The organism is Streptomyces sp. PKA51, assembly GCF_057552455.1.
The window spans coordinates 245,056-268,158 of record NZ_BAAJPZ010000007.1; the positions used below are offsets into that span (position 1 = coordinate 245,056).

Annotated in this window: 19 protein-coding genes; 13 read left to right on the forward strand and 6 right to left on the reverse strand. The window is 73.4% G+C overall.

Annotated features, from left to right (window positions below; translation table 11 throughout):
• Nucleotides 1-35 precede the first annotated feature (35 nt).
• On the forward strand, nt 36-2,366 hold the full coding sequence (locus tag AC27L3_RS14310) for a protein kinase (protein WP_487234375.1): 2,331 nt from the start codon (nt 36-38) through the stop codon (nt 2,364-2,366).
• Here AC27L3_RS14310 and AC27L3_RS14315 read toward each other — a convergent pair.
• Entirely contained in the window at nt 2,348-3,961 is a 1,614-nt protein-coding gene (locus AC27L3_RS14315) for a class I adenylate-forming enzyme family protein (RefSeq protein WP_487234376.1), read from the reverse strand. The two genes, AC27L3_RS14310 and AC27L3_RS14315, sit on opposite strands and share 19 nt — an antisense overlap.
• Nucleotides 3,962-4,102: 141 nt before the next feature.
• On the opposite strand from AC27L3_RS14315, the gene AC27L3_RS14320 reads away from it, so the two are divergent.
• The 4 genes from AC27L3_RS14320 (at nt 4,103) to AC27L3_RS14335 (ending at nt 8,377) form a co-directional block, all read left to right on the forward strand.
• Nucleotides 4,103-5,314 carry an amidohydrolase family protein gene (locus AC27L3_RS14320; protein ID WP_487234377.1) on the forward strand — a complete coding sequence of 404 codons (1,212 nt, stop codon included), beginning with the start codon at nt 4,103-4,105 and terminating at the stop codon, nt 5,312-5,314.
• Between the two features lie 5 nt (nt 5,315-5,319).
• Nucleotides 5,320-6,489: an acyl-CoA dehydrogenase family protein gene (locus tag AC27L3_RS14325; protein WP_487234378.1), complete on the forward strand. Its 1,170-nt coding sequence runs from the start codon at nt 5,320-5,322 to the stop codon at nt 6,487-6,489.
• A gap of 6 nt (nt 6,490-6,495) precedes the next feature.
• On the forward strand, nt 6,496-7,521 hold the full coding sequence (locus AC27L3_RS14330) for an acyl-CoA dehydrogenase family protein (protein WP_487234379.1): 1,026 nt from the start codon (nt 6,496-6,498) through the stop codon (nt 7,519-7,521).
• Nucleotides 7,522-7,933: 412 nt separating this feature from the next.
• Entirely contained in the window at nt 7,934-8,377 is a 444-nt protein-coding gene (locus AC27L3_RS14335) for an ATP-binding protein (RefSeq protein WP_487234380.1), read from the forward strand.
• A gap of 277 nt (nt 8,378-8,654) precedes the next feature.
• On the opposite strand, the gene AC27L3_RS14340 is transcribed toward AC27L3_RS14335, so the two are convergent.
• Complete coding sequence (locus AC27L3_RS14340) at nt 8,655-9,581, reverse strand: cyclase family protein (protein WP_487234381.1); 927 nt, start codon at nt 9,579-9,581, stop codon at nt 8,655-8,657.
• A gap of 122 nt (nt 9,582-9,703) precedes the next feature.
• Here AC27L3_RS14340 and AC27L3_RS14345 point away from each other — a divergent pair, with 122 nt between their 5' ends.
• The 5 genes from AC27L3_RS14345 (at nt 9,704) to AC27L3_RS14365 (ending at nt 15,680) form a co-directional block, all read left to right on the forward strand.
• The gene (locus AC27L3_RS14345; protein ID WP_487234382.1) at nt 9,704-10,615 is read left to right on the forward strand and encodes an SDR family oxidoreductase; all 912 of its coding nucleotides are present in this window, start codon (nt 9,704-9,706) and stop codon (nt 10,613-10,615) included.
• A 35-nt stretch (nt 10,616-10,650) separates the two neighbouring features.
• Entirely contained in the window at nt 10,651-11,814 is a 1,164-nt protein-coding gene (locus AC27L3_RS14350) for an acyl-CoA dehydrogenase family protein (RefSeq protein WP_487234383.1), read from the forward strand.
• Nucleotides 11,811-13,274, forward strand: coding sequence for an aldehyde dehydrogenase family protein (locus AC27L3_RS14355; protein ID WP_487234384.1), 1,464 nt, complete (start codon nt 11,811-11,813; stop codon nt 13,272-13,274). Before AC27L3_RS14350 ends, AC27L3_RS14355 begins: the two co-directional genes overlap by 4 nt.
• A gap of 53 nt (nt 13,275-13,327) precedes the next feature.
• Complete coding sequence (locus AC27L3_RS14360) at nt 13,328-14,437, forward strand: alcohol dehydrogenase catalytic domain-containing protein (protein ID WP_487234385.1); 1,110 nt, start codon at nt 13,328-13,330, stop codon at nt 14,435-14,437.
• Nucleotides 14,438-14,645: 208 nt separating this feature from the next.
• Nucleotides 14,646-15,680, forward strand: a complete 1,035-nt coding sequence (locus AC27L3_RS14365; protein WP_487234386.1) for a hypothetical protein — start codon at nt 14,646-14,648, stop codon at nt 15,678-15,680.
• Nucleotides 15,681-15,689: 9 nt separating this feature from the next.
• Here AC27L3_RS14365 and AC27L3_RS14370 read toward each other — a convergent pair whose 3' ends face one another.
• Genes AC27L3_RS14370 through AC27L3_RS14380 form a run of 3 tightly spaced genes read right to left on the reverse strand, consistent with a single transcriptional unit; the run spans nt 15,690 to nt 19,476 of the window.
• Complete coding sequence (locus AC27L3_RS14370) at nt 15,690-16,343, reverse strand: flavin reductase family protein (RefSeq protein WP_487234387.1); 654 nt, start codon at nt 16,341-16,343, stop codon at nt 15,690-15,692.
• 57 nt (nt 16,344-16,400) lie between these two features.
• Entirely contained in the window at nt 16,401-17,225 is an 825-nt protein-coding gene (locus AC27L3_RS14375) for an enoyl-CoA hydratase/isomerase family protein (protein WP_487234388.1), read from the reverse strand.
• A 25-nt stretch (nt 17,226-17,250) separates the two neighbouring features.
• Nucleotides 17,251-19,476 carry an acetate--CoA ligase family protein gene (locus AC27L3_RS14380; protein ID WP_487234389.1) on the reverse strand — a complete coding sequence of 742 codons (2,226 nt, stop codon included), beginning with the start codon at nt 19,474-19,476 and terminating at the stop codon, nt 17,251-17,253.
• Nucleotides 19,477-19,648: 172 nt separating this feature from the next.
• Here AC27L3_RS14380 and AC27L3_RS14385 point away from each other — a divergent pair, with 172 nt between their 5' ends.
• A complete protein-coding gene (locus AC27L3_RS14385) occupies nt 19,649-20,077 on the forward strand; it encodes a Zn-ribbon domain-containing OB-fold protein (RefSeq protein ID WP_487234390.1) in 429 nt (142 codons plus the stop codon).
• Nucleotides 20,078-20,126: 49 nt separating this feature from the next.
• Here AC27L3_RS14385 and AC27L3_RS14390 read toward each other — a convergent pair whose 3' ends face one another.
• A complete protein-coding gene (locus AC27L3_RS14390; protein ID WP_487234391.1) occupies nt 20,127-21,299 on the reverse strand; it encodes a thiolase C-terminal domain-containing protein in 1,173 nt (390 codons plus the stop codon).
• Nucleotides 21,300-21,385: 86 nt separating this feature from the next.
• Between AC27L3_RS14390 and AC27L3_RS14395 the strand changes: the two genes are divergently transcribed.
• A complete protein-coding gene (locus tag AC27L3_RS14395; RefSeq protein ID WP_487234392.1) occupies nt 21,386-22,576 on the forward strand; it encodes an acyl-CoA dehydrogenase family protein in 1,191 nt (396 codons plus the stop codon).
• Nucleotides 22,573-23,103 (forward strand): nitroreductase family deazaflavin-dependent oxidoreductase (locus AC27L3_RS14400; RefSeq protein ID WP_487234393.1); only part of this gene is annotated, 531 nt, incomplete at its 3' end. The genes AC27L3_RS14395 and AC27L3_RS14400, both read left to right, overlap by 4 nt.

The following is a 23,103-nucleotide window of genomic DNA, read 5'->3' on the forward strand; positions in this document are numbered from 1 at the left end:
TGGGCACGAGGGGATCGCACGATCGGGGAGGCGTCGTGGACGACTACGCGGGCCGGGTGCTCGCCGACCGCTACCGTCTGCCGCAGCCCCCGTCCGATGCGTACGAGTTCGTCGAGACGAGAGCCTTCGACACCTACAGCGGCCAGGAGGTCCTCGTCCGGCAGGTACCGCTGCCGGAGGTCGTCGACGCGGAGGTCGTGGGCGAGGACACCCCGCGCCGTGGCGCGCGCCGGGGCCGGGGCGCCGACGACCCCGCGGTGCGCCGGGCCCTGACGGCCGCCACCGCCGCCGCGCAGATCCCCGACCACCCCCGGCTCGACCAGGTCTTCCACGTCTTCGCCGAGGCCGGCAGCCTCTGGGTCGTCAGCGAACTGGTCTCCGCGCGCCCGCTGGCCGCCGTGCTCGCCGAGCGCACTTTGAGCCCGCACCGGGCGGCCGAGGTGGCCGCAGACGTCCTGACGGCCTTGCGGACCCTGCACAACCAGGGCTGGACACACCGCAACATCACCGCCCGCACCGTCCTCATCTGCGACGACGGCCGCGCCATCCTCACCGGTCTGGCCGCGGGCGCGGCCGAGGAGGCCCTCTGCGGCTACGACCCCGTCCCCCGCCCCCGCACGCCGCAGGCGACCGCGGCACCTCCGAGCCCGGCGGGGAACCATGGCGGGACGGCCGGCGCGACGGCCGGCGGCGGGGCTGCCGCCGTGCCGCGGCAGGGCGGGCCGGCCTACCGCGACCAGGGACCCGCCGGCGGGACCGCGCGCACCGGCGGGCTCGACCCCCGCGCCGTGCGGTCCGGGGCCATCGCCGCCTATCACGCGGCCGCCCGTGCCGCCGCCGCGAAGGCGGCGGCACGGGCCGGAGCCGCACCGGCCACCGGGGCCTCGACCTGGGGCGGCGGCAGCGCCGCCAGCGGCACCGCCCCCGCGCCCGAGAGCACCCCACCGGGCCGGCCGGACGCCCTGCTGCCCGGCCCGGCGCCGGAGCCGGGCCGCAAGGACGCCGCCCCGCAGCCGGGCACGTCGCCCGGGACGGCGGCCCGGGGCGGCTGGGACCTGCCGGCCGGACCGGCCGACGCCCTCGCCGCCGAACGGGCCCGCCAGGCCCGCATGCTGGTCGTGGGCGCCGTCACCGAGCGCTGGGCGCCCGAACAGGCCTGGCCCGTGCAGGAGAACTGGCAGCTCGCCCCGCCCGTCGGTCCCGCCGCCGACCTGTGGGCGCTGGGAGCCCTGCTCTTCCGCGCCGTGCAGGGGCACGCCCCCTACCCGGAGGACAGCACGGCCGAGCTCGTCCAGGTCGTGTGCGCCGAGCCGCCCGCGTACGCCGAGGAGTGCGGCGCACTGCGGCCCGTCGTGGAGTCCCTCATGCGCAAGGACCCGGCGGAGCGCCCCGACTTCGAGGAACTGCGCGGCTGGCTGCGCTCCCTGATCCGCTCGGCCCCCGAGCCCGACCTGGGGAGCCGTACGGTCACGGTGCCCTCGATCGGCGCGCCCGCGGCCGAGGCGCGCCGGCTGCCGGTCGTGCGGCGCCGCGGCGAGCTCGTCCGGCGCCGCCGCGGCCGGGCCCCGGCCGGGACCGCCGGCCGGACCGTGGCGCACGGGCGCCACAAGCGCACCGTGCGCGAGGCGGAGCACGGTCCTGCGGAGACCACCGGTCACCTGCGCCAGGAGGACGTGCGCACCGCCCCGGCCCCCTACCGCCTCGGCCGGCTGCTCGTGGGCCTCATCCTGCTCACGCTCATCGGCGCCGTCGTCTACGCCCTGCTGTTCATGCCGCGCGCGGACGACAGTGCCGACCGGGCGCCGACCGACCGTACGGGCTCGGCCGGTGCCGTGAGCGCGGCGCCGGGGAGCAGCGCCGCGGCGGACACCTTCGACCAGGCGTCCGCGGGCGGCGCGGCGGCCGGCGCCCCGGCCAAGGGCTTCGGCCTGCGCACGGACCCGGAGGGCTTCTCCGTCTCCGTCGCCCGGGACTGGCAGCGCCGCGGCGCCAACGAGCGCGGACAGGTCGTCTACGTCGGCGGCGACTACGAGCTGATCGTGGTGCCGGGCAGGGACAAGGCGGCGGAGTTCGGCCGCGACCCCATGGCCTACCAGCAGGACAAGGAGCCGGAGCTGGCCCCCTACCGCTCGTCCTCGTGGTCGGGAGCCTCGGGCCTCAAGCGCGTCGACGTCGGCACGACGGCGGCGGCCGAGGGCGCGTTCAACTGGAACGACAGCAGTGGCCGTCAGGTGTACGTGCGCAACGCGGCCGTGCTGATGGGGGACCGCTACCACATCATCCAGGTGCGCGGGCCGATCGACGAACAGCGCTCGGTGGACACCTTCTTCGAGCAGGCCCGCTCCAGCTACCGCGCCGGCGGCTGAGCCGAGAACCGCTCGCGCAGCGGCTGCTTGAGCACCTTGCGCAGGGTCTCGCTGCGCGGCAACTCCTCGACGATCTCCAGCTGCTCGGGCAGCTTGTGGACGGCCAGCCCGGCGGCGCGCAGGTGGGCCGTGACGTCCTGGAGGGTCAGCGGCCGGGCCCCGGCCGGCTGCTGGACGACGGCGCACACGCGCTCGCCGCGTTCGGCGTCCGGCAGGCCGATGACGGCGCAGTCCCCGACGCCCGGGTGGCGGTGGAGGAGTTGTTCGACCTCCTGCGCGGAGACGTTCTCTCCTTTGCGGATGATGACGTCCTTCAGGCGCCCGGTCAGAACGAGGAAACCGTCGTCGGTGAGGTGCCCGCGGTCGCCGGTGTGCAGGAAGCCGTCGGCGTCGAACGCCTCGGCCGTGTGGGCGGGGTCGAGGTAGCCCCGGCACACGGCGTCCCCGCGCAGGCACACCTCCCCGTCGGTGCCGGCGGGTGCCGGGGTGCCGTCCGGCGCGGCGATGCGGATCTCCATGCCGGACCGCGGCGGCCGGCCCTCGGTGCCGGCCAGCCGCTCCTGCGGGTCGTCCGGGCGGCCCATGGTGATGGTGGGGGCCTCGGTCATGCCGTAGCCGTGCAGGAGCCGGCACCCCAGCTCGCGGACCACCTCGCCGTACAGCTGCGGCGGCCTGGGCGCTCCGCCGCCCGCCAGCATTCTGAGGGTGGGGATGATCCGGCGGCCGGGTTCCTTGCGCTGCTCGGCAAGGAACATCGAGTAGAACGCGGTGGAGCCGCCGGCCAGCGTCACCCCGTGGCGACGGTAGGCGCCCAGCGACCCGGGCAGCGAGAAATGCTCGAAGAGCACCACCGGGAAGCCGCGCAGCAGCGCCATGACCGTGTAGTCCGGGCCCGCCACGTGGGCGTACGGGAAGGCCATGGACCCGACGTCGGTGGCCGTCGTGCCGAGCGCGTCGGCGAGGTGGGCCCCGGCGGCGATCAGGCTCCGGTCGGAGTGCAGGACGCCTTTGGGGTCGGCCGTGGTGCCGGAGGTCCAGTGGACCCAGCGCACCTCCGTGCCGTCGGCGGGCGGGGGCGGCAGCGGCGCGGGGTCCGCCTCCGGCAGGGCGTCGTAGGCGGTCACGACGAGCGGGGGCACGGGCAGGGTGCGGGCCAGGCGGCGGGCCATCGCCGTGTGGTCGAAGCCGCGCAGCACCCCGGGCACCGCGAGGAAAGCGGCACCCGTCGCCCGCAGCGCGTGCCCGGCCTCGCGGTCGCGGCAGGCGGGGACGAGGGGCGACTGGATCGCCCCGAGCCGCGTCAGCGCGAAGCTGAGGACGACGGTCTCGATGCGGGTGGGCAGCTGCCAGACGAACCGGCTGCCCTCTCGCACGCCCAGCATGTACAGCCAGGCGGCGACCGCCTCGGCCCGGGTGCGCAGGGCGCCGAAGGTGATCCGCCGGTCGCCGGCCGGGCCGTCGGCGGCAGGGGAGTCCGCCTGGACGAAGGCGGGCGCGTCCGGGGTGAGGGCGGCACGCCGGGTCAGGAGTTCCCACAGGGTGGGGGAGCGGTCGAGGTCCCCGGCGGGCTCCCCGGCGGTGATGACGCGCTGCACGGCGACCCCCAAGACGTCGGTCCCGAACCTGATGGAGCGTCAGTAATGTCGTGGAGCGTAGGTCGTCGCGCCTTGCCGGTCCAGGGGGCGCGGGCTAGCCTCCGCATTAACTGACGGAACGTCAGATTTCGAGGTGTGCTCATGGACCTGCCGCGCATCATCAGCGTCGACGACCACGTCATCGAACCGGCGCATCTCTTCGCCACCTGGCTGCCGGCCAAGTACCGCGAGCGGGGGCCGAAACCGCTGACCGCCGGAATCGGCGAGCTCGCATATGTGGGGGGCCGCTACCGCTTCACCACCGACCCGGAGGGCGAGCCCACGGACTGGTGGCAGTACGAGGGGAGCCTGTTCCCGTACAAGCGGGTGATCGCGGCGGTGGGCTTCGACCGGGACGCGATGACGCTGGAGGGCATCACCCGCGCGGACATGCGCCCCGGCTGCTGGGACCCGGGCGAGCGCCTGAAGGACATGGACGTGGGACACGTGGAGGCGTCGTTGTGCTTCCCGACGTTCCCGCGGTTCTGCGGGCAGACCTTCGCCGAGGCCGCGGACAAGGAGGTCGCGCTCGCCTGCGTGCGCGCCTACAACGACTGGATGGTCCAGGAGTGGTGCGGCGACAGCGGCGGCCGGCTGATCCCCCTGTGCCTGATCCCGCTGTGGGACGTCCGCCTGGCGGTGGCGGAGATCGAGCGCAACGCCGCGCGGGGGGTGCGCGCGGTCACCTTCAGCGAGCTGCCCACCCACCTGGGTCTGCCCAGCATCCACACCGGCTACTGGGATCCCTTCTTCGCCGCCTGCCAGGACACCGGCACGGTGGTGTGCATGCACATCGGCTCCTCCTCGCAGATGCCGGCCGCCTCCCCCGACGCACCTCCTGCCGTGCAGGCCACGCTGTCCTTCAACAACGCCATGGCCTCGCTCGCCGACTTCCTCTTCAGCGGCGTCCTCGTCCGCTTCCCCCGCCTCAAGCTCGCCTACAGCGAGGGACAGATGGGCTGGATCCCCTACGCCCTGGAGCGCGCCGACGACGTCTGGCGCGAGCACCGGGCCTGGGGCGGGGTGCGCGACCTGGTGCCCGAACCACCCTCCAGCTACTACTACCGCCAGGTCTTCTGCTGCTTCTTCCGCGACAAGCACGGCGTCGCCTCACTGGATGCCGTCGGACGCGACAACGCCACCTTCGAGACCGACTACCCCCACGTCGACTCCACCTGGCCCCACACCCGCCAGGTCGCCCTCGACCACGTCCGCGGCCTCGACGACGTCACCGTCCACAAGATCCTGCGCGGCAACGCCATCCGCATGCTCGGCCTCGACCTCGACCGCGGCCCCGACGGCGCGGGGACCTGAGTGCCGTGGACCTCACCGGCACCCCACAGGAGGAGGCGTTCCGGGCGCGGCTGCGGCGCTGGCTGCGCGAGACGCTGCCCACCCTGCCCGCCCCGCCGGACCCGGCCGACTGGCCCGCCCGCCGCGCCTACGACTGCGCCTGGCAGCGGACGTTGTACGACGCGGGGTACGCCGGACTGCACTGGCCGGCCGACGCGGGCGGCGGCGGTGCCGGACCCACCCGGCACCTGATCTTCCTGGAGGAGACCGAACGAGCCGGCGCCCCCTATGTCGGAGCGAACTTCGTCGGGCTGCTCCACGCCGGCCCCACCCTCGCCGCCGAGGGCACGGCCGCGCAGAAGGCGCGCTGGCTGCCACCGATCCTGCGCGGCGAGGAGGTGTGGTGCCAGGGCTTCTCCGAACCCGAGGCCGGCTCGGACCTCGCCTCCCTGCGCACGCGAGCGGTGCGCGACGGCGACGCGTACGTCGTCACCGGCAACAAGGTGTGGACCTCCCACGCCCAGGTGGCCGACTGGTGCGAACTGCTGGTGCGCACCGACCCGGACGCCCCCGGTCACAAGGGCCTGTCCTGGCTGGTGATGCCGATGGACGCCCCCGGCATCACCGTCCGCCCGCTGCGCACCCTCACGGGGACGGCCGAGTTCGCCGAGGTCTTCCTCGACGGGGTGCGGGTGCCCGTCGCCAACCGGGTGGGCGCCGAGAACGACGGCTGGCGCGTGTGCATGGTCACCCTCGCCTTCGAGCGCGGCACCGCGTTCGCCGGCGAGGTGGTCGCCTGCCGGCGGACCCTGGCCCGGCTCGCCCGGGAAGCACACGGCAACGGCCGGTGGCAGGACGCCGTCCTGCGGCGCAGGCTGGGCAGGCTCAACGCCGAGTTCTCCGCCCTGTGGCGCCTGGTGCAGTGGAACGTCAGCGAGGCCGAGGCGAGTCTGCGGCAGGGCGGCAGCGGGGCACCGGGAGTGGGCGGCTCCGTCTTCAAGCTGCGCTACTCGCAGGCGCGCCAGGAGCTGTACGACGCGGCTGCCGAGGTGCTCGGTCCCCGGGCGCTGGACGCCGGGCACGAGTGGACGGCGGGACGGCTGTCGTCCCTCTCCTACACCATCGCCGCGGGCACCTCGCAGATCCAGCAGAACATCATCGCCGAGCGCGTCCTCGGCCTGCCCCGGGGACGGTGAGCGGCCTTGCACTTCCGGCTGAACGACGACCAGCGCTCCGTGCAGTCGGCCGCCCGGGCCCTGCTGGCGGCCCGGTTCCCCCGCGAACGGCTGCGCGCAGCCGTGGACACCGCTGCACCGCAGGACGGACCGGACCGGGCCCTGTGGCAGCAGTTGGGCGAGGCCGGCTTCTTCTCCCTGCGGCTGCCGGCGGCTGCTGGCGGGGCCGGCCTGGGGCTTGTGGAGGCCGTCCTCGTCCTGGAGGAGGCGGGGCGCTGCCTTCTGCCCGGCCCCCTGGTGGCCACGCAACTGGCAGCCGGGCTGGTGCCCGGTGCGGCCGAGGGACGAGCCGTCGTGACGGCACCCGACGGCTCCGGAACGGTCGAACACCTTGCCGCAGCCGACGCCGTCCTGCTCCTCGACGACGCCGCGGTCCGGGTGCTGCCGACCGCAGACGGGAGGGGACCGGGGGTGCTTTCCGCGCGGCCGCTGCACTCCGTCGATCCGACGACCCCTTTGCACCTGGTGGAGCGCCCCCTGCCGGGCCCGGGGGCGCCGGCCGTGGAAGTGGCCGGGGATCCGGCCCGTACGAGGGCGGAAGCAGCCCTGCTCACCGCGGCGCTCCAACTGGGCAATGCGGCCAGGACCCTGGAGATGGCGGTCACCCATGTGACGCGCAGGCGACAGTTCGGGCGCCCTGTCGGCGCCTTCCAAGCCGTGCAGCACCTGTGCGCACAGATGCTCGTGCGTACGGAAATCGCACGCAGTAGCGTCTATGCGGCCGCCCTGACCACTACTCATGGTGAGGTTGCTGCAGCCAAATTGCTCGCTGACGAGGCCGCTGTCCGCAATGCCCGTGACTGTTTGCAACTGCATGGCGGTATCGGGTTCACCTGGGAGGCGGACGTCCATCCGTACCTGAAACGGGCCTGGCTGCGGGCCGTCCAATGGCAGTCGGCCCGGGACGCCGAGGAGCGGCTGGCCGGTGAGCTCCTCGCCGAGGCCGGGAATTGCGGGCAGGAAATCGCGAATGACCCAAATGATGCCTTGTGAAGGATGTGAGTGAATTGCCGCTCTTGACCCGATCGCTGGTCACTCAGCGTCGATATCTCGTGGATTTTTTCCAGTAACTCGTCACTGTGTGGAGTCGTTGCACCTCTCGGGTACTCTCCGTGAGGTGCGAGTGGTTCAGAGGCGCAATAAAAACGGTGTCGCCACAGTGGTGACAGTCGGTGCGGGAGTGTCCTTCGCGCAGTGCGTTCCGAGGCGGAGGGCGCCTCGATGTTCGACCCCTCATCATGTGCGCCGCACAGTATGCCGGACGCATACGCCGTTGCGTCGGAATATGCCGGAAGCGCTTGTTGAGGTAACCGTACGTCAACCATGCTGTGTCGACGGGGGGTCACTGACCGTGATCTCGTCGAGGCGTGAGGCGTTGGGTCCGCCGGTTCGGGTGGTGTGAGCGGTGCAGGTGCTTCAGGTGCAGATGGAGGTCGGGGCCGATCCCGCGGAAGTGGGGCGGGCTCGCAGGTGGGCGCGGTCGCGGCTCGCGGGATCGGGCATAGGGGCCGACGAGCCCCTGGCCGAGACGCTGATCCTGCTGATCTCGGAGCTGGTCACCAATGCCGTGGTGCACACGGGGTGTCCGGCGGTCCTGCGGATGCTCCTGCCCGGCGCCGGTCCGGTGCGGGTCGAGGTGGCCGACGCCAGTGCCCGCCCGCCCAGGCGCCGGCACGCCGAGGGCGAGGACACCGGCGGCAGGGGGCTGGAGCTCGTCGACGGTCTCGCCGACCGCTGGGGTTGGCAGCGGGACGGGGCCGGCAAGCGCATCTGGTGCGAGGTGGACCGCCGCGCCGCCTGCTGGACTGGTGCTTTCGAGCCACAACACGCCGCGACAAATCGGGCGTAGTCGACAAAGTCCAGACCAGGTGTTGACGTGAAGTGTTCGGGTGATCACCCTTGGATGCAGCGATTCGCTGCGAGGGGACGTCGAGAGGCCCGGCTGTGCGGGGCTGCCTTGGCGAGTGCGGGTCGCGGCCGGCGCGACGACAGGGCTTAAGGCGCCGGAGCTGGGTGGCGGCGCACAGGTGCCGTGCTCGGGGTGCGCATCGGTGCGCCGCCGCCCGCCCGTCTCTTCGCCTGCCGCGCTCTGATGCCCGTACCGGCTCGGCGTCGCGTGCCCGTGCTCACAGGACGGCGACCGGTGCCACCGGCGTGCCCGTCCCGCCCACGAACGGTTCCGGCATCGCTGCCAGCAGGAACGCGTAACGCCGTTGCTCGGCGCAGGTCTCCGACAGCGCCTCCAGGTTCCAGTTCTGGCCCTGCGGCATGCCCATCTCCACCAGGTCCAGGGCGTGCACCGGCATCCACAGGTTCTCGATCTCCGGCGGGAAGATCTCGAAGGTCAGGGTGTCGTTGGCGACGGCGGCGACGTCGCGGGCGTGGAACCATTGGGGTGCGCGGATCGAAAAGCCGGGCGAGGGATAGGCGTACGCCTGCTTGTCGCCGCCGAGGTAGAGCTGGATCTGGCCAGTGCGCACCAGCACGATGTCGCCGGATCGCACCCGGACCCCGGCAAGCTCCTCCGCGGCTTCCAGATCCTGCGGCGTCACTGCGTGCCCGCCGTCGAGCCGGTCCACCCCCAGGGCGCGGGCCACGTCGAGCAGGACGCCCCGCGAGACGATGTGGCCGGCCTTCTCCACGCCGCTGAACGCGGCGCGGCCTTGGGCGGTCACCGAGTCCGCCGGACGGCCGTTGTACAGCCGCCCGCTGTGGGAGACGTGCGCGAGCCCGTCCCAGTGGGTGCCCGCCTGCAGGCCCATGGTGACGACGTCGTCGCTGGTGGCGACGGTCCCCGGGCCGAAGATCTCGGCATTGATGGCCACCATCGTGTGCAGCGGGTTGACGCGGCCCGGAATGACTCCCGTCTGCACCCCGTCCTGCTGCAGGGGCAGCGCCAGCGGGATGCGGCGCCCGCTGATGACGGTCGCCGCCGCCTCGCGTACGACGGCGTCCGTGATGAGGTTGAGGGTTCCGATCTCGTCCTCCCGGCCCCAGCGCCCCCAGTTGTTCACGCGCTTGGCCAGCTCGTGGAACTCGCTCGGCAGCGGCATGGGTTCCCCTCCCGATCGCGGCCGCGCATCCCCGCGGAGGGTGCGGTGCCGGGTCTTGTGCTCGTGCCCGCGCTGCCCAAAAATCTAACGGACCGTCAGGAACTGCGGGAAGGGGCAGTGCCGTGGCGAACTTCCTCAACGACAAGGTGGTCGCGGTCACCGGCGCCGGGCGGGGCATCGGCAGGGCCGTCGCCCTGGCCTGCGCCGCCGAGGGCGCCAAGGTCGTGGTGAACGACTACGGCGTCTCCGTCGCCGGCGACGAACCCACGAGCGAGATCGCCACCGCCGTGGCCAAGGAGATCGAGGCGGCGGGCGGGGAGGCCACCGCCGTCGCGGACGACGTGTCGACCATGACCGGCGGGCAGCGGATCGTCGACACCGCGCTCGCCCGCTACGGCCGGCTCGACGGCGTCGTGTGCGGCGCCGGCATCCTGCGCGAGCGCATGATCTTCAATATGACCGAGGAGGAGTGGGACTCGGTCCTCGCCACCCACCTCAAGGGCACCTTCACCGTCTTCCGCGCCGCCTCCGGCGTGATGCGCCGGCAGGGCAGCGGCACGCTCATCGGCTTCACCAGCGGCAATCACCAAGGAAGCGTCGCCCAGGCCAACTACGCCGCCGCCAAGGGCGGAGTCATCTCCCTCGTCCGCAGCGCCGCCCTCGGCCTCGCCAAGTACGGCGTCACCGCCAACTGCGTGGCCCCGGTGGCCCGCACCAGGATGTCCGCCAACGTCCCCATGGAGCTCAAGGACCTCGGCGACCCCGAGGACGTGGCCGCCTTCGTGGTCTACCTTCTCAGTGACCACGCCCGCCACGCGGGCATCACCGGGCAGGTCTACACCGTCGCCGGACGGAAGATCGCCCTGTGGGCACAGCCGCGGGAGGTGCGCGCCGCCTACGCCGAGGAGCCCTGGACGCCCCAGCGCATCGCGGATCTCTTCCCGGGCACCGTCGGCACCGACCCCATGCCGCTGCTCGGCCAGGTGCAGGCCATGGCCGACGCTGCCGCCGCCGGCCGGCGGCCCAACGCCTGAAGGACACGGCGCCGCCACGAGGAAAGGCGCACAGCATGGACTTCGCATTCGGTCCCGAGGACGAGGAACTGCGCCACCGCGCCCGCGCCTGGCTGACCGAACACCTCGCGGACGGCACACCCCGGCTCGCCGGCCGTGCCTGGGAACGGGAACTGGGTGCGGACGGCTGGATCGGCCTCGGCTGGAGCACCGCACGCGGCACGTACGGCAACCGCACGGCGAGCCCTACCGGGCAGGTCGTGTGGGCCGAGGAGTACGCCCGGGCGGGCGGCCCGCCGCGCCTGGGGCACATGGGCGAGCACCTCCTCGCGCCGACCCTGCTCGCCCACGGCGACGATGCGCAATGCGCCCGCTTCCTGCCCGCCGTCGCCCGGGGCGAGGAGATCTGGTGCCAGGGCTACAGCGAACCCGGTGCCGGCTCCGACCTCGCCGCCCTGCGCACCACCGCCGTTCCCGCCGACGGCGGCCGCACGTACCGGATCAGCGGGCAGAAGGTGTGGACCTCCCACGCCCACGAGGCCGACTGGTGTTTCCTGCTGGCCCGCACCACCGAGGGTTCCCGGCGCCATCACGGTCTCTCCTTCCTCCTCGTGCCGATGGACCAGCCGGGCCGGATCGAGGTCCGCCCCATCCGGCAACTGACGGGCGCCGCCGAGTTCAACGAGGTCTTCTTCGACGGCGCGAAGGCCCGGGCCGAGCACCTCGTGGGCGGCGAGGGCGCCGGCTGGCGGGTCGCCATGAGCCTGCTCGCCCGGGAACGCGGCGTGGCCACCCTCGCCCTGCAGGCCGGTTTCGCGACCGAGCTGGGCCGGGTGATCCGCCTCGCCCTGCGGACCGGAGCCGCAGCGGAGCCGGTGGTACGGGACCGGCTCGTACGGCAGTGGGCCGACCTTCAGGTCATGCGCTGGAACGCCCTGCGCACCCTGGGGGAAGCCGCGGACCCCGGGGCGCCCAGCGTCGCCAAGCTGCTGTGGGGCACCTGGCACAAGCGGCTCGGTGAACTGGCGATGCAGGTGCGCGGCGCGTCGGCCGCCCTGGGACCGGACGACTGGCGCGCCGGCCGCCCGTACCGGCTCGACGACCTGCAACACCTGTTCCTCTTCAGCCGAGCCGACACCGTCTACGGCGGCTCGGACGAGATCCAGCGCAACCTCATAGCCGAGCGCGTGCTCGGCCTGCCGAAGGAGGCCCGGCCATGACGGCGTACGGCCACTGGATCGCCGGCGCCTGGCGTGCGCCGGAAAAGGGGCATTATCCAGTTGTCAATCCGGCGACCGAAGAGGTCGTCGGGGAGGCCCCGGAGTCGACTCCCGCCGAAGTGGCCGACGCCGTGGCCGCCGCGCGGGCCGCGCAGGACGGCTGGTCCCGTACGGCTCGGCGCGAGCGCGCGGCCGTACTGGACCGGATCGCTGATCTCCTGGTGGAACGCGGGAAGGAGCTCGTGCCCCTTCTCCAGGCCGAGACGGGCGCGACGATGCGCGTCGCCTCGACGATGCAGGTGCCGGTCGCCGCGGACCGCTTCCGGCGCTATGCGCGCGGCGCGGTGGAACCGGACGTCATCCCCCTGGTCCCGCGGGCCGTCGGGGCGAGCGCGCTCGCCCCGGGCGGTCTGCTCGGCGCCGCGGCGGTCCGTCGTCCCGTGGGTGTCGTCGCGTGCATCACCTCCTACAACTTCCCGATCGTCAATCTCGCCGGCAAGGCCGCCCCGGCCCTGGCCATGGGCAACACGGTCGTGGCCAAGCCGGCCCCGCAGGATCCCCTCTGCTGCCTCGAACTGGGCCCGATCCTGCGCGAGGCCGGGCTGCCCGACGGGGTGTTCAACGTGGTGACCGGTTCGGGCCCGGCGGCCGGGGAGGCACTCGTGGCCCACCCCGGTGTGGACATGGTCAGCTTCACCGGGTCCTCTGCCGTGGGAAAGAAGATCGCCGAAACCGCGGGGAGGTCGCTCAAGCGCACCCTCATGGAGCTGGGCGGCAAGGGAGCGGCCGTCATTCTCGAGGACGCCGACGACAAGGTGATCAGGTCGGCGATCGGGGCGGTCGGTTCGGTCTGGTCCTTCCACAGCGGGCAGGTGTGCACGGCTCCGACCCGTGTGCTCGTCCATCGATCGCTGTACGAGCGGGTCGTCGCCGGGTTGAAACACTACGCCGAGTCACTGACGGTCGGGGACCCTGTGGATAACTCCACGATCGTCGGCCCGTTGATCTCGGCGGCGCAGCGCGATCGCGTCGAGGCGTACGTGGCCGCAGCCCGTGCCGAAGGGGCCCGCATCGTCACGGGAGGCATCCGTCCCCCCGTCCGCCCCGGCTTCTACGTCGCCCCCACGCTCATCGCCGACGCCACCCCGTCGATGATCGTCGCGCGCGAGGAGCTGTTCGGCCCGGTCGTGGTGGCCATGCCCTTCGACAGCGACGACGAGGCCGTCCGCATCGCCAACGGCACCGCGTACGGCCTGTACGACTACGTCTTCAGCGGCGACACCGCCCGGGCCTGGGCCCTGGCCGCCCGGCTGCGCAGCGGCAACGTCGGCATCAACACCGCCCAGCGCCACCCCGAGACGCCCTTCGGCGGTTTCAAGGAGAGCGGGACCGGCCGCGACGGCGGTTCCTTCGGCCTCGCCGCGTACAGCGAACTGCAGTCGGTTGTCTGGCCCTCCTGACCGTCGCCCCCACCCGTCGGCCCAACTGCCGCTGCCGAGAGGACAACCACCCCATGAGAGGCGTCATCTTCGACGGCAAGCGCCCGCGGTTCGTGGACGACCTCGCCGTCCGGGACCCGGGGCCCGGCGAGGTGCTGGTCGAGGTCACGGCCGCCGGCCTGTGCCACAGCGACCTCTCGGTCATCGACGGCACCATCGCCCACCCCGTCCCCGTGGTCCTGGGACACGAGGGCACCGGCATCGTCCGCAGTGTGGGCCCCGGCGTCACTCACGTCTCACCAGGCGATCATGTCGCCCTGGCCACCCTGGCGAGCTGTGGCACCTGCCCCGACTGCGCGCTGGGCAGGCCGGCGATGTGCCGGACCTCCATCGGCCGGCCGGGCCGGCCCTTCTCCCTCCGCGGGGAGTCCCTCTTCCAGTTCGCGTCCACCTCGGCCTTCGCCGAGCGGACCGTGGTCACGGCCGTCCAGGCCGTCAGGATCCCGACCGGTATCCCGCCGGCCTCCGCCGCACTTCTGGGGTGCGGCGTCGTCACCGGAGTCGGTGCGGTCCTCAACCGCGCACGCGTCGCCCACGGCGAATCCGTCCTGGTCATCGGAGCCGGCGGCGTCGGGCTCAACGTCCTGCAGGGGGCCCGGCTCGCCGGCGCCTCCGTCGTCGTGGCCGCCGACGCCAACCCGGGGAAGGAGGCCGTGGCGCGCACCTTCGGGGCCACCCACTTCGTCCACGTCTCCGCCGCCGACGAGGTGCCGGCCGCCGTGCGCAGGATCGTTTCTGCAGGGGTCGACCACGCCTTCGAGTGCGTCGGTGACACCGGGCTCGTCCGGCAGGCGGTGGACGCGCTGGGCCGGCACGGCCGAGCCGTACTGCTCGGCGTGCCGCCCGCCGGGGCCGAGGCCGCGATCCCGGTCGCGTCCCTGTACATGGACAAGTCGGTGCTCGGCTGCCGGTACGGCTCCTCGCGGCCCCAGCACGACGTGGCCCTTTACGCGCGGCTGTACGAGGAGGGACGGCTGCTGCTCGACGAGCTGGTCACCGAGGTCTACCCCGTCGAGGACTTCGAGCGGGCCGTGGCCGACGCGAACAACCGTAGGGTCGCGCGCGGCGTCCTTTCCTTCGGCCCGATCGGTCCGCATCGTGAGCCGCTCACGGCCGCCCTGTGATCTGTCGTGCGTTCCGGGCGGGAGGTCTTGCGCGGCCGGGCATGTCCGTGTGAGGTGGGTCCGTCCTTCCTGGTCCCTCCTTGCTGCCTCTGACCGGACCTCGCCCGAGCCTCATGCGGACCAAGCGGGATGAATCGGTGAAATCTTGGGCCGATCCGACGCAACCTCTCGGCCTTCGGGGGAATCTCTCATGGTGAGAGGGGCTGATATGACACAGCAGGCTGAGCCGCACGCGATACCGGACGGGGCGACGGACGCCACGTCCGCGCCGTGCTGTGCCGCGTCGCAGCGTCCGGCGCGCGACGACGGCTTCGGTGCCGCGTTCTGCGCCTCCATGGCGGCGCTGTGCGCGGAGACGGTCGTCGCCCTCACCACCGGGGTCTTCGTCCTGCTCGCGCGCGAGCACGACGGCCTGCCCAAGGCCCCGATGCTCGCCGCCGTGGCCGCGCTGGCCGCCCTGCTTCTCACCGTTCTGATCAGCGGCTTCGTCACCGCGGCCGCCGTGATGCCCGCGCTGACGCTGGGCCGGCGGGCCGCCCGCCGCCGCTACCGCGAGGAGCGCGCCTGGTGGACGGCGGCAGCCGTGCCCGCGGTCTCCGCGGCCGTGGTCCTTCTCTTCGGCGCGGTGGCCGCGCTCGGCAGTCACAACGTCGCGAACCCGCTCAACTACCTCATCTGGTGGGGCGGTCTCACCGTCGTCCTGCTGCCCGCCGCGCTGGCCGGCCGGGCGGCGGCACGCCGCGTGCGCACCGGTCGCGCCGGCAGCGTGACCCGCCGCGTCGTGCGCGACGGCCTGGTCGCCTGGCTCGTCGTCGGTGCCCTCGGCACGGGAGCGTACGCCTCCGGCCTGGTGAGCGTGTACCAGCCGCCGCGGCTGACCAAGCAGGACCTCGCCGGCACCTGGAGCGACGGCCGGGGCGGCACCGTCCGGCTCACCGACGACGGCGCCGCCGTTGCCGACGGCCTGGACAACTTCACCTGGGACGGCACGGGCAAGGACCGGGCCCGGGACTGCGACGGCTCGGGCACTTGGACGCCGGTCAAGGACAGCGGACGCGTCCAGGGCGTCTCCCTGCGCATCAGTGCGTGCGAGCTCTCCCGCGACTGGAGCCTCATCGGCACGAAGCGCGAGCCGCGGATCTACCACGAGATCGGCAAGCCCGGTTCGGGCAAGCGCTATGTGCTCACCAAGGTCGTCAAGCACGGCAAGGGCGGCAGCAGGGACAAGCACGGGAAGCACTAGCGGAAACGGTTATCCGTCGTAGCTGCCGAAGGCGTCGAACGTGCCGAAGGCCCCGCGGTGGAAGAGCAGCGGGCCGGCGCTCGCGGCGGCCTCGTCCGCCCCCAGTGCCACCACGCGCCCCACGACCACCAGATGGTCCCCGGCGGTGTGCACCGCGTGCACCGCGCAGTCGATCCACGCCGGCACCTCCCGCAGCCGCGGCGAGCCGGACACCGGTGCGGGGTCGTAGGCAACCCCGGCGAACTTGTCGGCAGTTCGCGCGCCACTGACGGCGAAACCCCTGCACAGGGTGCCGTGTCCGGACCCCAGGATGTTGACGCAGAAGACGCCCGCACGGGCGATGCGGGGCCACGTCGTGGAGGTACGGGCCACCATGAAGACGACCAGCGGCGGGTCGAGGGAGAGGGACGAGAACGACTGACAGGCGAAGCCGGCCGGAGGCTCCCCTTCCGCGCCGGGGGCCGTGATCACCGTGACGCCGCTGGCGAAGTGACCCAGAACGGAGCGGAACACCTCCGGCGACGGTGGAGGACGCTCGTCCGGTCCGACGGCCCGCAGGACCGGGCGGGCCCGCGGGGCGGGATACGGGGCGACCGGGGCGGTGTTCCCCTCCGACCGCAGGAAGCGTATGGCGACGGCCGCCATACCGGCGTGTCCCATCATGCGCACATTGAATCCGAAGCCCCGTGAGATCGGAAGGCTCACGCGCGGCGCGCGCGGTCAGCACCCCCGGAAGACAGGGTTGCGGCGCTCCCGGAAGGAAGCGATGCCCTCGGCCGCGTCCGCCGTGGTCACGTTGATCTCCTGAGCCGCCGCCTCGGCGGCGAACGCGCCTGCACGAGTGCTCTCCAAGGAGGCGTTGACCAACTGCTTCGTCAGCGCCAGGGCACGGGTCGGACCGTCTGCCAGTCGCGACGCCCACGCCATCGCGGCCGCGGCCAGCTCGGCGTCCGGCACCACACGGTTCACCAGCCCCATCCGGTGCGCCTCCGTCGCGGGCACCGCATCGCCGAAGAACATCAGCTCCTTGGCGCGTTGCGGGCCGACCAGCCGGGCCAGCAGGTACGCGCCGCCGCCGTCGGGCACCAGCCCGCGCCGGACGAACACCTCCAGGAACCGCGCGCTCTGCGCGGCCAGGACCAGGTCGCAGGCCAGCGCCAGGTGCACCCCCAGGCCGGCGGCCGTGCCGTTGACGGCGGCGATCACGGGCTTCTCGCAGTCCAGCACCGCGCCGACCAGTCGCTGCGCCCCCTCCCGTAGCAGGCGCGCCACGTCGCCGGGCACCCGCTCGCGCGGGGGCGCCCCGGCGCCCGTACGCAGGTCGGCACCCGTGCAGAATCCCGTGCCGGCGCCGGTGAGGACGACGGCCCGCACGGCCGGGTCGGCGGAGGCCCGGGCGAAGCCGGAAATCAGCTGTTCGCGCAGGTCAGGTGTGATGGCGTTGAGGGAATCGGGGCGGTTGAGGGTCAGCCGGACCACCCCGTTGTCAGTGGTGTGCGCAACCAATGAACCAGCGGAGGGGTTCTCCTGGGGGGAGGGATTCATGAGCGGACTCCTTGGGGCCGCGGGATCAGCGGCAGACGGCGAGCGCGTCGAGGGCCACGGCGCCCTGGCCGCGTTCCAGCACCACGAGCGGATTGACGTCCAGCTCGGCGAGGCCGCCGAGTTCCAGCGCCATGCGCTGGACGCGCAGGACGGTCTCGACGAGGGCGTCCACGTCGGCCGGGGGAGCCCCGCGGACGCCCTCCAGCAGGGCTCGGCCGCGCAGTTCGCCGAGCATCTGGCGGGCGTGCTCCTCGCGGAACGGCGGTACGCGGACGGCGGTGTCGGCGAGGACCTCCATCAGGACACCGCCCACGCCCACGGTCACGGTGGGGCCGAAGAGGCGGTCGTGGGTGATGCCGACGGCCATCTCGACGCCCTGCGGCACCAGTTGGCCCACGAGGATGCCCTCCAGCGGGAGCCCTTCGTAGCGGGCGATGTCGCACAGCTCCCGGTAGGTGTCGCGCACTTGGCTCGCGGAGCCGAGTCCGAGCCTGACCAGTCCCAGCTCCGTCTTGTGGGCCAGCCGCGGGCCGGACGCCTTCATGACCACCGGGTAGCCGACCTGGCCCGCGGCCCGCACGGCCGCCGCGGCGCTGGTCACCAGCTGCTCGCGCGGCACCCGTATGCCGTACGCGCGCAGGAGCTGTTTCGCCGCGTGCTCGCTGAGCTGCTCGCCCGGGCGCAGCAGTTGCTCGGCCTTGCGCACGGCGGGGGACGGCGAGCGGGGCGCGTCCTCGAAGGGCGAGCGGTAGCCGTCGGTGAAGCGGTGGTGGGCGAAGTAGGCTCGGATCGCGCCGACGCAGTTGGCGAAGGTACGGAAGGTGACCACGCGCGAGGAGCCCAGCAAGGTGGAGCGATAGGCGGCCTCGGTGCCCACGGGCGAGCCCCACACCACGCACACCGGCTTGTCGGTCTTCTCGGCCGCGTCCACCAGGTCCTGCGCGAGCTTGTCGCTCAGGGGAGGGAAGGGGCCGGTGATCGGGCAGACGAGGACGCCGACGGACGGGTCCGCGAGCAGGGCGTCGAGGATTTTGCGGCCCCGCCAGTCGCCGACCGGGTGGCCGCCGTTGTCGACGGGGTTGGCCACGCTCAGGTACGCGGGGATCCACTGATGGAGCTCGGCCTGCTTGGCGGGGGAGAGGGCGGGCAGGTCCAGCCCGGCCGCCGTGGCCAGGTCGGCGAAGTGCGCCCCCGTGCCCCCGGAGATCGAATACACGGCGACGCCGGTGGCCCGCGGGGGGCGGGCCCGGGCGAGGAGCGTCGCGGTGTCCTGCAGTTCGTCGAGGCCGTCCACACGGATGACGCCGAACTGCCGCATGGCGGCGTCCACCACGTCGTCCGCGCCGGTGAGCTTGCCGGTGTGGGTGGCGGCGGTCCGGGCACCCGTCTCCGTGCGGCCGACCTTGACCATCACCAGGGGCACCTTGTGCCGGGCGGCCCGGTCGGCGGCCAGGAGGAAGGAGCGCCCGTCGGCGATCCCTTCCACATAGGCGGCGATGGCCCCGACCTCCGGCCGGGTGGCGAAGTAGGAGACGAAGTCGGCGCACTCCAGGTCGGCCTCGTTGCCGGTCGGGGCCCAGTGCGAGACGCGGATGCCGAGCTCCTGCAGGGCGAAGACCGGCCGCCCCTGGTGGCCTGACTGGGTGATCAGGGCGATGGCGGGGCCCGTGAGGTCGTCGCGGAAGCGCTCGAAGGCGTTGAGGTTGGTGTTCGGGCCGAGCAGGCGCGTGGTGGTGCCGCGGACGGCGTCGGCGAGCCGCTGCTGGGCGGCCGCGCCCTCGGCACCGGTCTCGGCGAACCCGGAGGCGAAGACGACGGCGAACTTCACCCGGAGCCGGGCGAGATCCTCCAGCACCGGTGCCGGGTCGCCGACGAGCACGACGGCGAGGTCGATCGGTTCGGGCAGGTCGCGGACGCCGGGTCGGCAGGGGATGCCGAAGACGGTGGTGCGCGTGGGGTGCACGGGGTGGATGCGTGCGCCGACGCGGCCCGCCCAGTCGACGAGCTGCCGGGTGATGGCGGTGTTGGGGCGTCCCTCGGTGTCGGAGGCGCCGATGACGGCCACGGTCTCGGGCCTGAAGAGCCGGTCCAGGTCGGGGACGTCGCGCGTCAGCGGACGACCGCTGACGTCGAGGTCCTCCGCGGGGTCGGTGGCCGTGCCGTGCACGGCCGGTCCCGGGTGCCGGCCGCAGGCCGCTACGCGGGCGGGACGGGAGGTGGTGGTGAGGCTGCCGTGAGTCGATCCGAGCATCGTTCTCGCCCACTCCTGCTCAGTGCCGGGTATGCCGACGAAGCGTTGGCTAAGGTGGTGTTCAAACTGATGCTCTGTCAGATTAGCGATCCGGGCAGGCTCCGGGGAACGGGGCAGGAGAGGCGCGAGCGACCGGCGACACACACCCGCAGCACCTGGGGAGGGACCGGCGGTGGACCGTCCGGCACGCCACGACGTACCCGAGATCGACGACTTCACGCGCCCCTACTGGGACGCCGCCGCCGCGGGCCGGCTGCTCCTGCGGCGCTGCCGTGCGGCCGCATGCGGCAGGGCTCACCACTACCCCCGCGAGTTCTGTCCTTACTGCTGGAGCGAGGACGTCGTCTGGGAGGAGGCCAGTGGCCTGGCGGAGCTCTACACCTGGTCCGTCGTCCACCGCAACGACCTCGCTCCCTTCGGGGCGCGCCTGCCGTACACGGCGGCCGTGGTGGTGCTCGCGGAGGGCCCGCGCATGATGACCGAGGTGGTCGACTGCCCGGAGGGCCGGTTGGCCGTCGGCATGCGCCTGCGGGTCGCCTTCCGGTGCGGGGCGGAGGTCCCGGTGGCGGTGCCCGTGTTCCGCCCTGCCGTAGTCGACTGAACGGCGGGCTGAGCGGCCGCCCCCTCCTCCCTGCCGTCGCCCCCCGGACTCAATCGCGGCCCAGGACCAGGGTGCCCGCCGAGCAGAACCAGCCGCCCGTCCCCGAGGCGACGGCGAGCCGCGGCGGGCGGCCGTCCGCCCGGCGCACCTGCCGGCCCTCCTCGGCCTCGCCGCGCAGCTGCCGTACCGCCTCCACCAGCAGGAAGAGGCCCCGCATGCCCGGGTGGCAGGCGGACAGCCCGCCGCCGTCGGTGTTGACCGGCAGTGCGCCGCCGGTCGTCAGCCGGCCCCCGGCGGCGAAGGCGCCGCCCTCGCCCTTGGCGCAGAAGCCCAGGTCTTCCAGTGTCACCAGCGTCATGTACGTGAAGGCGTCGTACAGCTCCGCCACCTCGATCTCGTGGGGGCGCACGCCCGCCCGCTCGAAGGCCAGCCGTCCCGCGACGGCCGCCGGCCCGACCGTGAAGTCCTCCCACTGCGACATGGCCGCGTGCGAGACCGCCATACCGCTGCCCAGGACCCACACCGGTGGTTTCGCCGCGTCCGTCGCGTACTCCTCGGCGGCGAGCAGGACCGCGCAGCCGCCGTCGGAACGTATGCAGCAGTGGAGGGAGGTGAAGGGATCGGCGATCATGCGGCTGCCGAGGACGTCGTCGACGGTGATCGGGTCCCGGTGCAGGGCGTGCGGATTGTGGGCGGCGTTGGCGCGGGCCTGCACCGCGATGTCGGCCAGTTGCTCGATCGTCGTGCCGTACTGGTGCATGTGACGGCGGGCGGCCATCGCGTACTTGGCGATGAGCGTATGCCCGTAGGGCACCTCGAACTGCGCCGGACCGCGCGCGCCGAAGGACAGGTCGGAGGTGCGCCGTCCCGCCTTGATGTCGGCGCGCGCCGTCGAGCCGTACACCAGGAGGACGGCGTTCGCGTGCCCTTGGGCGATGGCGTCGGCCGCGTGGGCCGCCATGACCTCCCAGGTCGCGCCGCCGACGGAGGTCGAGTCCACCCACCTGGGGCGCAGTCCCAGGTGCTCCGCCACCTCCACCGGGGCCAGGGTGCCCAGGCCGGCGGAGGCGAAGCCGTCGATCAGCGAGCGGTCCAGGCCGGCGTCGTGCACCGCGCGGCGGGCGGCCTGCGCGTGCAGGGCGTAGGGGGTGACCGCGTCGAGGCGGCCGCAGTCGGACAGAGCGACGCCGGCGACGGCGACCTTGCGCGTGCCCCGAGTCATACAGCTGACGGTACATCAGATGAATGCCTAGCATGGCGTAGTGATATGACGAACCGTCAGGTCGAGCCCGCAGAGGGGTGCTGTCCATGGACGTCGCACTCAGCGAGGAACAACGTCAGATCAAGCGCACCCTGCGCGACCTGCTCGCCGGGCACGCACCCCCGCACAAGGTCAGGGCGGCCGCCGACACCCCGGCCGGATACGACGAGGACCTGTGGCGGCGGCTCGCGAAGGAGGTGGGCCTGGCCGGCCTCGCGGTGGAGCGGCGGCACGGCGGCGCCGGCTGCGGGCCCGTCGAGCTCGCCCTGGCCTTCGAGGAGACGGGACGGGCGCTGCTGCCCTCGCCCCTGCTCGGCACCTGCGCCCTCGCGGCGCCGCTCGTCGCCGCGCTGGGGACGTCCCGGCAGCGGGACGCCCTGCTGCCACGCCTCGCCGGCGGCGAGCTCACGGGGACGCTCGTGGTACCCCGCGGAACGGTGAACGCAGCCCTGGGGCTGACCGGCGCGCAGGACGGCGAGTGGGCCGGAGGCGCCCGCTCCGGCGGGGTACAGGCACGCCGCACCCCCGCCGGCTGGCGGCTGTACGGCGAGGCACCGCAGGTGCTCGACGGCCACAGCGCCGGCCTGCTGCTGGTCGCCGCGCGCGCCGGCGGCCCGGTACGCCCGTGCGTGCTGCTGTTCGCCGTCGACCCGGCGCAGAGCCGGGTACGCCGCACCCGGCTGGTCACCATGGACCAGACGCGGCCCCAGGCGCGGCTGGAGTTCCGCGACGCCGAGGCGGAGCTGCTCGGTCCGGACGCGGCCGACGCCCGGGCCCCGCTGGCGGCACTCGCCGGCGGCGTGACGGCCGCCTTGGCGGCGGAGGCGGTGGGGGCGGCGGAGCGCGTGCTGGAACTGACGGTGGAGTACGCGCGGGTGCGCGAGCAGTTCGGCAGGCCGATCGGCTCGTTCCAGGCGATCAAGCACCGGCTGGCGGATCTGTACGTGGCCGTGTGCGCCGCCCGCTCGGCGGCGTACTACGCGGCGTGGTCCGGGCGGACCGCAGCCGGTGCCCTGGCGCTCGCACAGGCACTGGAGACGGCCCGCACGGTGGCCGCCGAGGGCGTGCAGCTGCACGGTGGTATCGGAGTGACCTGGGAACACGATGTGCAGCTGTACTTCAAACGGGTGAGCTCCGACGAACTCCTCTTCGGTCCCGTTCATCGCCTGCGGGCCCGTGCCGCGGAGCTCGCCGGCCTCTTCGACCCGCACAACGACCGGGAAGCGGTGGTTCCATGACGGCTGTCGTCGAACAACTGGTGCAGAAGGTCTCCTCGACCCGCGCCTTCGCCAAGATCGCCCCGTACGTCGTGCCCGCGGTGGACCGCGCGGTGCACCGCATCACCGGCGGCAGGGTGCTGCTCAGTACCCGCATGCTGCCCGGCTGCGTGCTGACCTCCACCGGCGCGCGCAGCGGCCTGCCCCGCAGGACGCCGCTGGCCTGCATGCCCTGCAAGGACGCGGAAGCCGGACGGCGTGCCTGGGTACTGATCGGCAGCAATTTCGGCCGGCCCGGGCATCCGGCCTGGACGGCGAACCTCCTCGCCCATCCGGAGGCCGAGATCAGCTGGCGGGGCCGGGACGTGCCCGTCCGGGCGCGCCTGCTGCGCGGCGCGGAACGCGAGGAGGTCTGGGCGGCGGTGCTGCGGTTCTGGCCGCCGTACGCGCGCTACCAGGCGCGGGTGGAACGGGAGATCAGGCTCTTCCGCCTGGACGAGCGTGCGGGGAAGGGCGCAAAGGACGCCGGAGACGCGGAACGCAGGTCC

Excerpts from the sequence above, each read along its gene's own strand:
- AC27L3_RS14350 (WP_487234383.1), top strand. The coding sequence starts at position 10,651 with ATGGACTTCGCATTCGGTCCCGAGGACGAGGAACTGCGCCACCGCGCC.
- AC27L3_RS14375 (WP_487234388.1), bottom strand. The coding sequence starts at position 17,225 with ATGAATCCCTCCCCCCAGGAGAACCCCTCCGCTGGTTCATTGGTTGCG.
- AC27L3_RS14320 (WP_487234377.1), top strand. The coding sequence starts at position 4,103 with ATGGACCTGCCGCGCATCATCAGCGTCGACGACCACGTCATCGAACCG.
- AC27L3_RS14380 (WP_487234389.1), bottom strand. The coding sequence starts at position 19,476 with ATGCTCGGATCGACTCACGGCAGCCTCACCACCACCTCCCGTCCCGCC.
- AC27L3_RS14395 (WP_487234392.1), top strand. The coding sequence starts at position 21,386 with ATGGACGTCGCACTCAGCGAGGAACAACGTCAGATCAAGCGCACCCTG.
- AC27L3_RS14360 (WP_487234385.1), top strand. The coding sequence starts at position 13,328 with ATGAGAGGCGTCATCTTCGACGGCAAGCGCCCGCGGTTCGTGGACGAC.
- AC27L3_RS14390 (WP_487234391.1), bottom strand. The coding sequence starts at position 21,299 with ATGACTCGGGGCACGCGCAAGGTCGCCGTCGCCGGCGTCGCTCTGTCC.
- AC27L3_RS14355 (WP_487234384.1), top strand. The coding sequence starts at position 11,811 with ATGACGGCGTACGGCCACTGGATCGCCGGCGCCTGGCGTGCGCCGGAA.
- AC27L3_RS14340 (WP_487234381.1), bottom strand. The coding sequence starts at position 9,581 with ATGCCGCTGCCGAGCGAGTTCCACGAGCTGGCCAAGCGCGTGAACAAC.
- AC27L3_RS14365 (WP_487234386.1), top strand. The coding sequence starts at position 14,646 with ATGACACAGCAGGCTGAGCCGCACGCGATACCGGACGGGGCGACGGAC.
- AC27L3_RS14370 (WP_487234387.1), bottom strand. The coding sequence starts at position 16,343 with ATGATGGGACACGCCGGTATGGCGGCCGTCGCCATACGCTTCCTGCGG.